This is a genomic window from Belnapia arida, assembly GCF_016773205.1.
In the GTDB taxonomy this organism is placed as follows: domain Bacteria; phylum Pseudomonadota; class Alphaproteobacteria; order Acetobacterales; family Acetobacteraceae; genus Belnapia; species Belnapia arida.
In genome coordinates, this window is record NZ_JAETWB010000059.1 from 1 (window position 1) to 14,960 (window position 14,960).

Annotated in this window: 13 protein-coding genes and 2 pseudogenes; 10 read left to right on the plus strand and 5 right to left on the minus strand. The window is 65.2% G+C overall.

Annotated elements, in window-relative coordinates; translation table 11 throughout:
- Positions 1 to 273 precede the first annotated feature (273 nt).
- Positions 274 to 1,212, plus strand: a complete 939-nt coding sequence (locus JMJ56_RS30495; RefSeq protein WP_202835520.1) for an IS5 family transposase — start codon at positions 274 to 276, stop codon at positions 1,210 to 1,212.
- Positions 1,213 to 1,689: 477 nt separating this feature from the next.
- Here the strand turns inward: JMJ56_RS30495 and JMJ56_RS35800 are convergent, their stop codons facing one another.
- Together JMJ56_RS35800 and JMJ56_RS30500 are read right to left on the minus strand one after the other, a co-directional pair.
- The gene (locus JMJ56_RS35800; RefSeq protein ID WP_407927973.1) at positions 1,690 to 1,998 is read right to left on the minus strand and encodes a DUF6894 family protein; all 309 of its coding nucleotides are present in this window, start codon (positions 1,996 to 1,998) and stop codon (positions 1,690 to 1,692) included.
- A 460-nt stretch (positions 1,999 to 2,458) separates the two neighbouring features.
- Positions 2,459 to 3,364, minus strand: a complete 906-nt coding sequence (locus JMJ56_RS30500) for a hypothetical protein (protein WP_202835521.1) — start codon at positions 3,362 to 3,364, stop codon at positions 2,459 to 2,461.
- A gap of 403 nt (positions 3,365 to 3,767) precedes the next feature.
- Between JMJ56_RS30500 and JMJ56_RS36285 the strand changes: the two genes are divergently transcribed.
- Positions 3,768 to 4,109, plus strand: a complete 342-nt coding sequence (locus JMJ56_RS36285) for a tyrosine-type recombinase/integrase (RefSeq protein ID WP_236038912.1) — start codon at positions 3,768 to 3,770, stop codon at positions 4,107 to 4,109.
- 400 nt (positions 4,110 to 4,509) lie between these two features.
- On the opposite strand, the gene JMJ56_RS30510 is transcribed toward JMJ56_RS36285, so the two are convergent.
- Positions 4,510 to 5,910: a carbohydrate porin gene (locus JMJ56_RS30510; RefSeq protein ID WP_202835522.1), complete on the minus strand. Its 1,401-nt coding sequence runs from the start codon at positions 5,908 to 5,910 to the stop codon at positions 4,510 to 4,512.
- Between the two features lie 315 nt (positions 5,911 to 6,225).
- Between JMJ56_RS30510 and JMJ56_RS30515 the strand changes: the two are divergent.
- Positions 6,226 to 7,034: pseudogene (locus JMJ56_RS30515) on the plus strand (DUF1194 domain-containing protein).
- Positions 7,035 to 7,045: 11 nt separating this feature from the next.
- On the opposite strand, the gene JMJ56_RS30520 reads toward JMJ56_RS30515, so the two are convergent.
- Positions 7,046 to 8,074 carry a magnesium transporter CorA family protein gene (locus JMJ56_RS30520; protein WP_202835523.1) on the minus strand — a complete coding sequence of 343 codons (1,029 nt, stop codon included), beginning with the start codon at positions 8,072 to 8,074 and terminating at the stop codon, positions 7,046 to 7,048.
- 444 nt (positions 8,075 to 8,518) lie between these two features.
- Between JMJ56_RS30520 and JMJ56_RS35805 the strand changes: the two are divergent.
- The 4 genes and pseudogenes from JMJ56_RS35805 to JMJ56_RS30535 all read left to right on the plus strand — a co-directional run.
- A pseudogene (locus JMJ56_RS35805) lies at positions 8,519 to 8,875 on the plus strand (class I SAM-dependent methyltransferase); the annotation flags it as partial.
- Positions 8,876 to 9,047: 172 nt separating this feature from the next.
- Positions 9,048 to 9,653: a hypothetical protein gene (locus tag JMJ56_RS34475; RefSeq protein WP_236038914.1), complete on the plus strand. Its 606-nt coding sequence runs from the start codon at positions 9,048 to 9,050 to the stop codon at positions 9,651 to 9,653.
- Positions 9,654 to 9,799: 146 nt separating this feature from the next.
- The gene (locus JMJ56_RS30530) at positions 9,800 to 10,189 is read left to right on the plus strand and encodes an HNH endonuclease domain-containing protein (protein ID WP_202835525.1); all 390 of its coding nucleotides are present in this window, start codon (positions 9,800 to 9,802) and stop codon (positions 10,187 to 10,189) included.
- Between the two features lie 199 nt (positions 10,190 to 10,388).
- Positions 10,389 to 10,871: a CYTH domain-containing protein gene (locus JMJ56_RS30535; RefSeq protein WP_202835526.1), complete on the plus strand. Its 483-nt coding sequence runs from the start codon at positions 10,389 to 10,391 to the stop codon at positions 10,869 to 10,871.
- A gap of 411 nt (positions 10,872 to 11,282) precedes the next feature.
- On the opposite strand, the gene JMJ56_RS30540 is transcribed toward JMJ56_RS30535, so the two are convergent.
- Positions 11,283 to 12,266 carry a Na/Pi cotransporter family protein gene (locus JMJ56_RS30540; RefSeq protein ID WP_202835527.1) on the minus strand — a complete coding sequence of 328 codons (984 nt, stop codon included), beginning with the start codon at positions 12,264 to 12,266 and terminating at the stop codon, positions 11,283 to 11,285.
- A gap of 404 nt (positions 12,267 to 12,670) precedes the next feature.
- Between JMJ56_RS30540 and JMJ56_RS30545 the strand changes: the two genes are divergently transcribed.
- From JMJ56_RS30545 to JMJ56_RS35810, 3 genes are all read left to right on the plus strand, one after another.
- On the plus strand, positions 12,671 to 13,294 hold the full coding sequence (locus JMJ56_RS30545; protein ID WP_202835528.1) for a hypothetical protein: 624 nt from the start codon (positions 12,671 to 12,673) through the stop codon (positions 13,292 to 13,294).
- 513 nt (positions 13,295 to 13,807) lie between these two features.
- The gene (locus JMJ56_RS30550; protein ID WP_202835529.1) at positions 13,808 to 14,269 is read left to right on the plus strand and encodes a DDE-type integrase/transposase/recombinase; all 462 of its coding nucleotides are present in this window, start codon (positions 13,808 to 13,810) and stop codon (positions 14,267 to 14,269) included.
- A 14-nt stretch (positions 14,270 to 14,283) separates the two neighbouring features.
- Entirely contained in the window at positions 14,284 to 14,658 is a 375-nt protein-coding gene (locus tag JMJ56_RS35810) for a DDE-type integrase/transposase/recombinase (RefSeq protein ID WP_407927974.1), read from the plus strand.
- The last annotated feature ends 302 nt before the right edge of the window (positions 14,659 to 14,960 follow it).

Here is a 14,960-nt window from a genome sequence, read left to right on the forward strand (position 1 = left end):
TAGCGCAGCTTGCTGCGGTCGTATTTCGACCGGTTCTCGGACGTCCACATGCACACTCTTCTTCCGGCAATCGCCGCTGGGAGCCAATCACAACCGATTCAAATCACTCAAACTGTTCCCGGACAGACACTGAGAAGGCAGGATGAGAAAAGCGGACCCAAGTACCAGCTTCGGTGGCGTCCGTTCAGAGGTCTTATGAGAGCTGTGTGCGGATGTGTGTGGACGCGCTACGCTCTGGCTGATTCGCTTGTCCTGCAGGCGACGGAGGTCAGCATGGCGCGGCGTCGGATCGGTCAGGAAGACTTCATCACGCGGCCGGAGCCGCACTCTGGCGCATCGCTGATGGAGTTAGCGGGACTCATCGACTGGCCTGAGATCGATCGTACCTTGGCTGGCATCTCAGCGGCGACGAAGGGCGAGGCGGGTTGGCCGCCATTGGCCCTGTTCCGAGCCCTGCTGCTGGCCACCTGGCACGACCTGTCGGACGTGAGGCTCGCCGAGGCACTGGACGACCGCGCCAGTTTCCGCCGCTTCTGCGGCTTCGCCGCCCACGAGCCGACGCCCGAGCGCACCTCCTTTGTCCGCTTCCAGCGCGAGTTGGCTCAGCGTGGGCTGGATCGAGTGCTATTCCAAGCCGTCACCGGCCAGCTCGAGGCCAAGGGTGTGATGGTGCGCACCGGCACTCTGGTGGACGCGACGCTCATTCCGTCCGCCAGCATCAGGCAGGACGGCGAAGCCAAGTGGGCCGGGCACCGCCGGCGCAAGCCGGTGCACGGCTACAAGGCGCACGTGGCGACCGACGATTGTGCCGGCTTGGTGCGTGGTGTCGAGGTCACGACGGCCAACGTGCACGACGCAGCCGAGTTGGCGGCGGTGCTGCCACCGGAGCCGGGCAACGTCTATGGCGACAGCGCCTTCACCGGCGGGCCGGCGGAGCGGCTGATCATCAGCCACGGCGGCCGGCCGCGCACGGTGTGGACCGGCACCTGGGGCCGCGGCCCGGACGCGCTCGCACGGCTCGAAGCGAACAACGCGGCGGTCCGGCGGGTCCGCTGCCGCATCGAGAAGGTGTTCGGTACCTGGAAGCGCAGCTATGGCCTACGGCGGATGCGCTGGCTTGGCCTTGCCAAGGCAGGTCTGCAGGTGCGGCTTGCTGCCATAGCCTACAATCTCCGGTGCACCGTTACCCTGCTGCACGCTGCGGCAGCTTGACATGGGACGAGTTTGTCCGCGTCGCCCCCAGCCTACCGAGGTAGGCCATAACCGACGCGCATCAGGGTGCCCGAGACGCCCCGAGGCCCACACCGCATAGATCTGCGCCCTTTCCGCGCACCCGCGCACAGGTCTCATTACCCTCGGCAATCTTGTGTCAGCCGCCCAGATAGAATGGGACACATTCGATCACCAATCGGGTCGCTTCCGGTCAAGAATTGGCATGGAGGCACGCGCAGCTTGGGTCCGCTTTGGTATTCCGCGCGACCCAAAGCGGCCAGTCTGCTATCGTCCACACTCGGTTATCTGGGTCGCTATCACGAAAGTCCGGTATGGGTCGTTGCGGCTTGAAGGGCAGTGTCCGCTTCGACGCCATGACGCGCGCGAAGCGGACAGGCCGCTTTCGGCCAAGCTTGGCCGTTCAGTCGGACGTTGAGAGATTCCGCTCTGGGTCGACAGCAGTCGCCCCACCGGCTGTTATCCCGCAAAAATTGTCACTCGGTACCGTTCACCACCCTCATCCCGGACCACTACCGTTACGCTCTGTCCGAGCCCCTGGGGATGAAGGCAGACTCGTAGCAGGTTGGTAGCCGTCAACAGTGCCTGTAAGCGAGCCGCAGCGATATCCGGTAATCGCTCACCCTGATTGTCGCAGGACGACAAGCCACAACCGTAGATGTCGAGGTAGAAGGTCTCACCGACCGGCACCGGCACCAATGACAGCCGGCGCCCATCCCGACCATGATCCGTGACAGAGGACAGGATGCGGCGATTGGTCCGGGCCATATCACCGCCCCTCCGTAGGCGACGAGATGATCTCCTCCACCGCCTCCCGTAGCATCGTCAGGTGCAGTGCCGGATACAGACCTAAAAGCAGTGCAAGCGCCTCCGTGGCGCCGCCTAGGCCGCTCTGGGCTGCTGTTGCCGCTGCCTGCCTAGCGGCACCAGCAGCAGCGGCCGTATCGAGCCGTAGGGGCACGACGAGCGGTGAGGGAATCGGGCTGGCGTCCTGCATGGCCGGGAGGTTGGCACGCAGTGACAGAACAATTCAAGAACATGCTCTCTCGCCTACCCCAGTCCCCATAAACCACAGCGCCGCTTCATGCGTCGAGGGTCGCCTCCGGCGGTCGAGAGCCTGAGGCCATATGTGCGCTTCCACCCGACCAAACCCTGAAACCAGCCTGTCGGATGTCGGCCATACAAGGCCGCAAATGCCCCATCACAACTGTTGCCGCGGTGAAAATAGTCACTCCCGCGCTTTGGCCCTACGCGTGGCCTGCGCACGCTCCAGAGATCCCACCTTGCGACGTTCCTCCCGCAGCACCTCGATCGTCGGCTGCCACCAGCCACGCGCCAAGTCGGCCGGATCAGGTGCTCTCCGTGCGGGCCAGGTCTGAACCAGCTCGGCATAGCTCGGCCGGCGCAAGCCGGCCCAGACTAGCGCTGCGGGTCCGGTGGTGACACCGGGGTAGAAGCGAGCGGCGACTGCTGGCTCGACGAGTTCGCCGGTGACGGCCTCGAACACCACGCTTCCCGCATGGGTCATCAGCACGCGACCGAGTGGCGGCAGCGCGTCCCACGGCACGGGATGTCTGTGCCGGCGGCGTTCCGCAGCCTCGGCCCGCCTGTCCTCGTGCTCGGGGGAGGTCTTGTGGCTTTCCGCGCGCTTCCGCCGCTCTTCGGGCTCGGCCCGGCAGGCGGCATCCTCAATGGCGGGCCAGCGCCGGCGTAGTTCCTCGAACGACCGGAACGGCACGCGCCATGCCTTCAAAGCCGGGTCCCAACGGGCCCAGGGTACCGCCCGCAGCTCGGTGATGACGGCCCGGGAATACGGCGTCCGCACCACGAGCTCGTCGGCGACTTCCAGGTAGGGGCTCGTGATCGGCTCGAAAGTGGAAGCGTCCCGGCCACGCTGGTCGGCATGGGTCAGCAGAGCCGGCCATTCACGGCTCATCCAAACATTCAGGCGCCGTTCCGCCCTCGTGCCTGGTACGAACCAGGCACGCAGGTCGTCGCGCCATCGTGCCCGCGGGAATGCCTCCCGGAAGCGCTCCACGGTCATACGGTCATAGGGGAAGGCAGCCGTCGCTCCGAGCGCGCCATCACCGGCATCCTGCGGCGTCGCACTGACCTCCACCATCTTGTCAGTCACTGGTCGCACCCTCCGTGGCAGCCCAGCGTGCCGTCCGCCCGCTTCCGGTCATCCTTGCCTCGCTCCGGCGCCATTTGCCCCGAGCCGCACCCCCGCAGCTTAAGAGATGAGCTGTGCAACATGAGAAGTCAGCCGTCCCGCTGCCACACAGGCGGCCTGGCGTGCCTTGGAACAAGAGACGCCTCATTGGGTCCAAGCCGCCCCTTAAGCCCACGCAGGTCTGGGCCATCCGTCTCCATCTCCAGCGCGAGGAGCGGATCCGTGACTTGGCGATGTTCGACCTAGCCATCGACAGCAAGCTCCGCGGCTGCGATTTGGTCAGGCTGAAGATCGGTCAGCTGGTGGTGAATGGCACCGCACGACCACCAGCCAGCAGAAAACGGAAAAGCCGGTCCAATTCGAGTTGACTGAGCAGACCCGCGACAGCTTGCTTGCCTGGCTCATCCATCGAGGTGGCACCCTCGATGACTACGTCTTTCCGAGCCGGGTAAGGACAGGCAAGCACCTCAGCACCCTCCAGTATGCCCGCCTCGTCGGTGAATGGGTTGAGGCGGTCGGGCTCAGCAGGTCAGCCTACGGCACCCACAATCTGCGCCGGACCAAGGTCGCGCTCATCTATAAGCGAACCGGCAATCTAAGGGCCGTGCAGATCCTGCTTGGTCATACCAAGCTAGAAAGCACGGTGCGCTATTTAGGCGTCGATGCCGAGGACGCCCTAACCCTATCCGAAATAACCGAAATTTAATGATCTCAGCGACCCCGACCCCAGCGGCTCGGGACGGCCTCCCTGTCCCGAGCCGCTGGACCCTTGGACAGGAAGGCGCCCATCTTGCCTATCCGTATGGCATTGTCGCCTTCCCAAAAGCGGACATCGCCGCCCAAGCAGCATACGGCCGAGAAGGGCGGGAAGCGGTCCTTTACTGTTGCTATAGAGGTGCCGAGAGGGTTGCCCAATTGACCCGCAAGGCGGTCTTGCCCTTCGTCGCAGGGATGCACGACGTATCCTGCTCCATCACTTGGCCGCCAAGCCGCTAGTAGAACCACAGCCCAGCCTCACTGATCTCGAGAACTCAAGGAGGCAGGCCGCATCGGCGTCTTGCACCAGAACTCGCATGCTCGATCGTGCTATGCCGCGCCAACGCCTGTCAGTAGAGGATGCGCGTGCGGAGGCCGACGACGAGGGCATTGCGCCCGCTCGGCTTCTCGCTCGGCTGCCAGATATGCGTGACGACCGGCTGCAGGTCGAAGCCGGGGCGTATCTCGGCGAGGTAGGTCAGCTCCAGATTCGCCTCGAAGCTGCGGCGCGACTGCGCGCTGCGTGACAGCCTTGCGAGGTCGCGGTCGTAATCGCGCACCGCCTGCGAATATTCGGCGAAAATGAAGCTCGCGCCGAAGCGATCGTTGGGCCTTCCCGGCACGAGGTTGGCGAAGACGATCCCGCCATCGGCATAGAAGCCGATGGTGCTGCGGTCTTGAGGCGCGACCGAGACGCGCCCGAAGACCGAGACGCCCGACAGCGCATTGCCGCCCGCGGGCCTCCAAAGCTGCTGGTCGAGGATGCCATAGAACCCCCAGGTGCCCCTGCGGCGGAGCGGCGTGCCGACACTCCCCGGGTCAGCCAGCAACGAGCCGTCCGCAGCGAAGCGCAGATCCTCGAACCGGCCCAAATGGCCCCACCCGCCGAGCTTGAGGGTGCGGGCAAGGCCGTTCGCATCCGCCTCCTGGTTCCAACGCCACCGCGCCTCGGCGAAGAGGAGCGCCGGGTCACGCACGCGGAAATTGGTGTTGTAGCGGTTGCGCACCTGGTCATCGACGCCGTCGCGGCCGGGCGGGCCCGTGTCGCCATTGAAGATCGCGGCGCTCATGTCGAAGCCGGGAGTCGGCCGGAACCCCAGCATCGCGCCGGGCGTGGCGAGCGGAAAGGCCGGCCCGCCGCCCGGCAGGTTGAGCGCGCTGATCGTCGGGAAGTCGCTTTGGAGGAACATCACCGATAGGTCGGAGAACAGGAACTCCACATCGGCCGCAAGCTGGCCCGCGCGCAGCCGGACGGCGCCCTTAAACAGGCTCTGCTCGAGCCAGGCCTCCGAGAGGCGGATGCGCGGCATCGCCTCGATGGCGGCGATGGTGTTCACGCCGCCCACATAGTCGCGTCGGATGCGGCCCGTGTTGTGGATGAAGAAGCCGTTCGCGTAGCCGTGCAACCCGGTGATGCCAGCGAGCCGCTCGAAATCGACCTGGAGGGAGGGTTCGAAGAGGCCCTGGTTCACCCAGCCGCGCCGCTGCCCGCCCTGCACATTGCCGAGCACATCGTTGATGTAGGAAAGACGGAATTCAATTCCCCGGTTGGAGAGATTCCGGACAATGCCAAGGGGGTCACCGCCATCCGGCAGCGTGTTGCGCAGGGAGGATTCGATAGGACCGTCCGAGCGCGGGCCGCGCTCCTCGATTTGCGCTAGCGGACCCTTCCCGAAGGGCAGCAGGACTAGAAGCGAGGCGGTCAGAAGGACGCGCGACAGGGCGAATACGGTGCTGCAACTGGCTGGCATGATCCTCTTTCCAAAGCCATGTCCGCCGGTAGATCATGGTCGCCCGCACCGGCTCAAGCCGCGGATGGTGACACTTGGCGCCGGTAAGAACTTAATCGGTCGCTACGCATCTCGCATCCCTCTGGCTGGAGGGCACGGTAGCGCCGATGGTTACTCCATCTGACCGGAGTTGCTCTAGTCCTGCATTTTGGGGTGCATGATCGACGCCTGTGAAATTTGCGAACTGGGAGTTTCTCGCGTCAGAGTCGAGCCCGCACGCTGCCGTGATGTCAGGATGCCTGTCGACCGGCCCATCTTGTCCCGCTGCCGCGCGCGATGGAGGGACCAGTGCTGCGCCGGATCCTTTTCGGGACAACACTTGCTGCTGCCTTGGCTTCCGGAACCCGCCCGCGGGCTCAGGCCGAGGCCGTCGACGTGCTCCTGGTGCTCGCGGTGGACGTATCGCGCTCCATCGACGACGACGAGGCACGTCTCCAGCGCCAGGGCTGCCGTGCCGCCATCACCGCCCCCAAGGTGGGCGAAGCCATCCGAGGTGGCCTCGTGGGCGCGATTGGGCTGGCCTACGTCGAATGGGCGGGGATTGAGTACCAGCGGCTCGTCATCCCGTGGACCCGCATCGGCAGCCAAGCCGACGCCGACGCCTGGGCAGAAGCGCTCGAGCGGGCACCCCGCGTGTCGCTCTCATGGACCTCCATCTCGGGCGGCATCGAATTTTCACGGCGTGTCATGGCTGAGGCACCCTGGGAAGCGACCCGGCGGATCATCGACGTCTCCGGCGACGGGGTGAACAACAGCGGCCGCCTGCTGAGGAGGCACGCGACCGCGCCGTGGGCGCGGGCATCACCATCAACGGCCTGCCGATCGTGAACGACCGGCCGACCTTTGGCCGCACACCCGCCGTCCCGCTCGACCGATACTACGAAGAGAGCGTCATCGGCGGCCCCGGCGCCTTCCTCATCGTCGTGGAGGAGTTCGAGAGCTTCGGCGCCGCGGTACGGCGCAAGCTGATCCGCGAGATCTCGGACTATCCCCCTCCGCCGCGGCGGAGGGTGGCCCGGGCCGGTCCGCCGTTCGAGGATGCCGCCCGGCATTTCGAGGCCCGTCCGGAGAAAGACGGCCAATAAGTTGCCACCGGTCAGAGCCAGCCACGTTGCTTGAACCAGTAGTAGGGTGAGACAGCGGAGGCAACCATGAGCACCAGCGCGAAGGGATAGCCGAAGAGCCAGTGCAGTTCTGGCATGTGCTCGAAGTTCATGCCGTAAACCGTGCCCACCAGGGTCGGTGGCAGGAACAGCACTGCGGCAATTGAGAACACCTTGATAATGTTGTTCTGTTCAATTCCGATCAGCCCAAAGGTCGCTTCAAGCAGGAAGCCGATCTCGGAGGAGAGTTGGGTGTCGTACTCGGTGAGGGAGGCCACGTCGCGGTCGAGGGTGCGCAACCGCGCCCTGGCGCCATCCTTCAGACGGTCGCCCATACCCTGACGAAAGTAGGCCAGCATGCGCCCGATGCTGAGCAGGCTCTCGCGCAGCTTGCCGACCAGCGAGTTGGTCCGGCCGAGGCTTTTGACCACAGCCTGCAAATCGGCGCGGGCCGGGCGGCCGCTCGTGTGGCCGATTGACCTCGTCTTGGACGCACCTGCCTTCTCATCCACGGCTCCATCACTTTCGAACACCCGCTCCGAGAGAGCGTCCAACTGAGCGTCGGTCTCCTCCAGAATGTCGGCGAGCCGGTTCACAATGTTCTCGACCAAGGAGAGGAAGACCAACTCGCTCCTGTCGTGCGCGCCGGGATCGCGGCGGCACTTTGCGGCAAAGGTGCGGAACGGTAGGGGATCGGTGTAGCGCACCGTCACCAGGGTTTTGGGAGTGAGGACGAAGGTGACCTCGGCGGTGCTGGGACGGCGGTGTTCGGCGATGCCGGTCACGACCACGGCCGTCATCACCATCGCGCCCCGGTCCTCGTAGAGGCGAGAGCTTTCCTCGATCTCGGCCATCTCCTCCCGGGTGGGGACGCCGACGCCGAGCAGGCGTTCAACAGCAATCTCTTCGTCACGGGTCGGATTGTGCAGATCGACCCAAAGGACATCGTTGGGCAACGCTTCAGGGCTGAGGCTGGCAAGGGGGCCCAGCACGCCCTCCTGCACCGCAAAGGCAGTGATCAAGAGCAACTCCTTGGTGGGTTGGTCACCGACGGTGCTCGAAGGGTGCCGTCGGCCTTTCGGGTGAGCGACCGCATCAGAACGCGATGCGGGTGCGAAGCCCGAAGATGTTCACCGGCCCGCGGTCAGCGTTGTAGGCGGGTTAACGGTCAATGGGTAGTTGAGCACGACGTTCAGCTCCGGCGCCACTTGCGCATCGTAGTAGAGCTCCGTGACCCACTTCGGGGCATAGTTCAAGCGCCCGTCGCCAGCCCGACGTCCGCTTTCTCACAGCTGGGGCCGAAAAGCGGCCAGGCGGCTTCCGGCCACCTTCGGCCACGTCAGGTCAAAGGACGGCCACTCGGACTGCTTCATCGAGCCAGCCTCTGCTATGCTCCCTAAGTGCAGCCCTCCGTCGTCTCCTGGTACGATTCGAATGCTTCCCGGCTGGCGGGCGCTTATGAGGCGGTGCCGCCAATCATCAGCCGGGATTGGCTAGCCGATCTCCTTCCTCGCCCGCCTGCCGTAGTCATTGACATCGGCGCCGGTACCGGCCGCGACGCGGGCGCCTTCGCTGCTGCAGGCTTTGAGGTCATCGCCATCGAGCCTTCGGCTTGCATGCGAGTTCAGGCCGAGCGGCTGCACCAGGTACCAAGGATTCGCTGGCTTCCCGATAGTCTACCTACCCTGACGACGGCGTCCCGCTCCGGCATCGCGGCTGACGTGGTGTCCTTGAATGCGGTCTGGCAGCACGTCGGCCCCGCCGACCGGCCGCGTGCCTTCCGAAAACTGGTAGGTCTCTTGAGGTCGGGCGGCCTGCTAGTGATGACGCTGCGCCACGGACGTGACGACGGACGCGGCACCCACCCAGTCAGCCTTGCTGAAGTCGAATCCTTGGCTCGCTCGCATGGCATGCAGGGCGTCCGGGCGGTGCCGTCGCCGGACCTTCAGGGGCGCCCGGAGATCTCCTGGACGGCTGTGGTCTTGCGCCTGCCGGATGACGGAACCGGCGCTGCCGCTCTTGCGGCACCTCATCCTCATGGAAGCCAAGAGCGCGACCTACAAGCTGGGCCTGCTTCGGGCGCTGTGCCGCGCAGCCGACAGTTCTGCCGGGCTGGCGGAGGAGGACGGCGACGAGCATGTCCGGCTGCCGTTGGGCTTGGTCGCCCTGAACTGGCTCCGACTCTACCTGCCCCTTGCGAAGACCGATCTGCCGCAGGCGCCCGGCAACCGGCGCGGTGCCGAAGGGCTCGGCTTCGCCGGTCCTGGCTGGCAGGCCCTTGAAGCCGGTGCCCTGTCGTCCCTCGACCTCCGCGTTGGTGCCACGCTCGGAAAGACGGCCGCTCGTGCTCTTCACGATGCGCTACGGGAGGCACTTGACCACATCTGCTGCATGCCTGCGAACTACCTAACCTTCCCGAGCGGCGGCCGAATCATCGAGGTCGTTCGCATGCGGGCGACGCGCCCTTCAGGTGCCGTGGTGTTGGAGGGCGCCTCCCTGTCCGCCTTCGGCTCCATAAGGGTGCCGCGTCACCTGTGGACGGCGATGCAGCGCTTGCGGTCTGGGTGGAACCGGCGCTGGTCTCCGAATGGATGTGCCTGATACAGAGGTACGCTGCCACGCAAGGCAGGGCAGTTGACCCCGGCGCTTTGGCTGCGGCGATGACTTGGTCCGACCCTATGCGCGACGTTGCCCTGCCACGCACCCGAGCGCTGACGCTCATGGAGAGCGGGATAGGAGTTTGCTGCGTGTGGAGCGGCAAGCGCCTAGTGCCGGACACCCTGGACATCGACCATTGCCTACCTTGGTCAGCCTGGCCCTGCGGCGACCTCTGGAACCTGATGCCTGCCCACCGGCAGGTGAACCAGCACAGCAAACGCGAGCGACTACCGTCCGCCGAAGCTCTCCAGCAGGCTGGACCAGCGATCGCCAACTGGTGGGCGGCCGCCTATCTGCGGCCTGAGAATGAAGTGCTGCCGGTGAGGTTCGCATCTGAGGCGCGGGCCAGTCTGCCCGGACTCCTGGTAGCCGAGGCAATCAACGGTCACGAGGTGCAGGTGGCGATGGCGTTGCAGCGAATGCGGCTGCGGCAAAACCAGGGGGTGCCGGAGTGGGTATGGCCGACGAGATCCTCATGACCGACCGCTGAGGTCCGGCGCCACGCCCTCCCGCGGCGACCAATCCCGCCGAACTGTGATGCTCGGCCGCGGCGTGGGGCGTCGTCTTAGTGGCCAGGATGCGCTAGCGCGGTGCCGGAACCGCAGCGTGCCCTCGCCCTTAGGCTTGGGCCGGGTTTTGTGGCACTACGCCGCCCCCTGTGAAAGCGGACCGGTGGTCATGGCCTTTGAGATCGAACGTAAGTTCTTGGTGGCGAGCGACGAGTGGCGGGCAGCGGCCATCGGCAGCAGCCGCCTGCGCGACGGCCTGATCGCCCGCTTCGGCAGCGGCAAGGTCCGCGTGCGGCTCGACGGGGAGCGCGGCCTGCTCACCGTGAAGGGTCCGCGGGCGGGCCTCCGGCGCGCCGAGTACGAGTATGAGATCCCTGCCCTGGAGGCCGAGGAAATGTTAGGCATCCTCGCCGACGGACCGATCGTCGAGAAAACCCGCTTCCAAGTGCCGCATGCCGGAATGATCTGGGAGGTGGACGTCCACGAGGGCATCCTAGCGGGGCTAGTGCTCGCCGAGGTCGAACTCGAAGACGAGGACCAGGAGCTCCTCCTGCCCAAATGGCTTGGCCGCGAGGTGACGGGTGATCCGGCCTACCGCAAGGCGGACCTGGTGAAGGAGGCACTAGCGAGCGCATCGGCTGGCCGTTCCTGAGATTCCATACCCCTCCTGCCTGCAGCGCTGCTTGTGGAGGCGGTAGAAAATCCCCCACTGACAACGCCAGTGTAAGCTTCTCAGAGGTCCTTTTCGCCGGAGTTGGACGATTGACCTGAACTCCGTTTCAGACACTGGGAGCTTCAGCAGAGCTTTTTGGTGTTCCGGCAGTTCGGAGATCCGGAGCAGGACGTCGCCACGGTCGCCACCACCGGCGGCCAGGACGCTACCCCGACTGGCGAGGTTGTTGCTTAATGCAGCCATCTTCGGCGGATCGCTTGCTGGCTTCATCGAGACCGAGAAGTGCCTAGCTGCCCCCACAAAGTCAGCCGTACATCAAGCGCAACGCTGTCTGCCGCGAACGCGGTAACCGCCAATGGATACCGAGGTAGGAAAGCTTGGCAGACCCGTCTACTCTGCCGGGCGGGGCACCGGCCTGGTCTGCCCGACGCTGTCAGGTTCATCCCGATCCGGGATGACCCGTGCGAGCAGCGCCGCAATCCTGGCGCTGAACGGCAGGAAAACCGCTGCGCCAGCGACGTTGAAAGCAACGTGAGCGTTGGCGATCTGATTTGGCACCTCGCCGCTCGTGAACCGCGCAAAGGCAGCGAGCCAGTCAATCAGCAGCACGCCGATCGCCACGGATACAATGTTGAACAACAGGTGGAACACTCCAGCTCGCACCGCGTGACGCGAGCGACCTACGGTGGCGACCAGCGTGTCCGAGCACGTGCCGATCTCGGCGCCGAGCATGATGGCAAGGCCGGTCGGTAACTCGATCAATCCTTGCCCGGCCATGACAATCACCACGCCCAAGGTCGCTGAAGAAGATTGGATTAGCAGCGTGAAGGCCGCTCCAGCCAACACTCCGAGCAGCGGCGTGCTCATACCCTTTATCCAGTCCAAGACAACCGGGTGGTCGCGCAGCGGCTCCACAGCGTCGCTCAAGACGTGTAGGCCGAATAAGACCAGCCCGATGCCGAGCAGCGCTGTGCCCCAGGCTTTGAAGTCGTCCCTACTGGAAAGGGCACGAAGCAGCAGGCCCGCCAGCATCATCACCGGTGCGTACTCGTCCACCCCGAGGGCGAAGATCTGCGAGGACACGGTGGTGCCGATGTTGCTGCCCAAGATCACAGGCAGCGCCTGCGCAAAGCCCATCAGACCAGCATCCACCAAGCCGATAAGCAGGATGATGGTTACGGAGGAGGAGTCGAGCAGCGTAGTGGCAGCGACCCCGGTCAGGAGGCCGCGCACCGGCCCACTGGTGGCGCGTCCAAGAAGCGATTTAACCCGCTCGCCAGCTGCCTCTCGCAGGCCTTCTGCAAGCTGAGAGACGCCGAACAGGAACAGCACCAGCCCGCCCAAGAAGCCCATGGCGAGTTCGACCCAGTCCACCTCCGGTCGACTGCCCCCGTTCTGCGCCCAGGCGGCCCCGCCGAGGAGGCAAAGCGCCAGGCCAAGGGCGCTCCGCGGGAGCAGCATATGGCGCATAGGTGTGATTCCCGGATCAGTGGCGGCAACTTGTGCCCTATCACGAGGGTGCCGTTAGGATTCGCTAGGCCGACAAGGTTCATTGAAACGTCTTCGAAGCCACGCCGCCTGGTCGCAACCCAGCCGCGCGGCGTTGATGAAGCTGCGGTCCCCTATAATTCCGTTTCGGAATGTCGCAACGACGGTGAAGCGCGGCGCCGCTCCGAGCAACGGCGACGGCTTGAGGTAACCGGCTTCTAACGGCGCCGAAGCGATGGACAGCGCGAACGGGGTTGTGCATGTTCCTGCTTTGTTCGCGGGAGTCGCGCATGGAGGAAACCTTGAGCCCTGGGCGCGTGCGCCCAGAACCCGATCCCGAGGCGGCTGCCTACTTGGCCGACACCGGCGCTACGCAGGCGTATCTGGAGGGCTACGTTCGCCAGCGATTCCTTCGGGAGCTCGACGATGAGGAGACGGTCATCCGGAGCCTGCCTTTCTACGCGACGGGCACCGGCGCGACCTTCGCCGCCATCGCCGTCGCGGCTCCGCAACTCCGGCAGGCGGCGCCTAGCTTCGCGGTGCCTATCGCTGCCGCCTTCGCCCTCGACGTGGTGCTGGTTGTGGTTTCCATAGCCTGCCTACTCGCGGCGCTCGTCCGGCGAGGCGTGTTGGACGTGGCGCCCGAGGCGGAACTGCTTCGGTCGGCGGGGCAGGTGGCACAGGACACGAGGGAGCAGTTTGCGGACGCGACGCCACAGGAATTGGAGAGCATCATCCTTGCCAGGGTGCGCGGCAGCCTGGTTGCGCAGATGATTGTCGCGACTGCCCATAACCGGGAGGCAAACCGGCAGAGGAAGACCTGGAGGAACCGGGCCTTCGTAGCCCTCGTTGGCGCGTTGCTGCTGACAATCGGCGGGCTCGTTGCTACGTTTGTGGCCGGAGGGCTCAGGTAGATGCTCAAGGCGGTGCGCGAGATCGCTCCCGAGGAAGCGCAAAACTCAGACGCTGCGGGCGGGGGGACGCGCCCGCGATGGGGCGAGTTCCCCAAGATGGTCGAGGAGGACCGGGGCAGCCCGACCTCTGTCCCGCCAAGGCGCCTACCTGATACGAAAGAGCTTCGCGATCTCACTGACATCGCGATCTCGCTCGGAAACCCGCGCGCGCGCTGATCCTGCCCTCAAACCCCCATGACGGCGGACCAAACCGGAACTGCTTCTGTTACCCCGACGGCATAGAGCTACGGCTGCGCTGCCAGCCGAACGAATGTGCTGCAGCCGACTGGTAGCAGATCGACTATTAGCCAACCAGCTTGTTAGCTTCACCATACGGGCGTTCTTAGGCCGACGTTCCGATTCGACCAGATCCGGCTTTGCTACAGAGCGCCCACTTCGGCGGGTTGTGTCAGGCTTCGCGCTAAAGGTGCTCGGCTTGGCCGCCCGGGCAGCGGCGGGTAGGTTCCTGGCCTGTTGACGGCTGGCCTGGGCCTGAGAATGGAATGCATCTGCTGCGGCTCGGCCGCTGTCACCGAGCGGCCGGACCGCACCGCCCAGGGCTATCGCAGGTTCCGCTGCCGCGATTGCGGCAAACAGTTCAACGAGCGGAGTGCCGGCCTGCTGAACCGGGCGCAGTACCCGAGCGACGTCATCGCCCTGGTGGTGCTATGGCGACTGCGCTACCGCCTGACCCTGCGGGATCTGGGCGAGATGTTCCTCCAGCGCGGGATCGTCTTCAGCTACGAGGCCATCCGGGACTGGGAAGCAAAGCTGGCGCCCATCCTGGCCCACGAACTCCGGCAGCGGCGGCACAGCAAAGGCGGTGCCCGCCGCTGCCAATGGCACGTTGATGAAACTTACCTCAAGGTTCGAGGCCGGTGGTGCTACGTGTATCGTGCCATAGACCGTAATGGTGACCTCGTGGAGACATGCTGAGCGAGCACCGGGACATGGCGGCGGCCCAAGCCTTCTTCCGCTCGGCGAAGTCGGCCACCGGCCAAGTCCCCGACCAGGTGACCACGGACGGGCATGGCTCCTACCCACGAGCCATCCGATCAACGCTCGGCCGGCGGGTTGTCCATCGCACCAGCGCTTACAAGAATAACAAGCTGGAACAAGATCATCGCGGCGTTAAAGGCCGCATTCGATGTATGCGTGGCTTCAAGAGCTTCGCTTCCGCCGAGCGATTCTGTCGAAGCCATGCCGAGCTTCGCAGCCACCTCCGCCCTCGCACCCGCCACAACCAACCTATCTCCGCCAGCCGGCGCCACCTGCTTCACCTCCGTCGCGCCACTTCTGTACTCGCAGTCCTGGAAGCCGCGTAGCTTGAACTCATCCAGCAGTTCGGGTCTCAGGTTTGGCATGAGAGCTGACAGAACCCATTACAGCCTTCGACTAACAGGTTGCTGAAAAGCCTGCGAGCTGTGCCGGATCGTGGCCCTTTCCGGCGCTGACGGAGCGCCGCGCCTGGCGGCGGCGAACTCGGGCAGGGGTGCTTTCCGGGCGCCCGGGATCGTGCGGGGGTCGACGGGCGTCACTCCGCCGCGCCGAGCAGCTTTGGCAGGCGGACCAAGTTGTAGGCGGCCATGGCCAGGGTGAACTGCCAGTCGATCTTGGACAGGCCGCG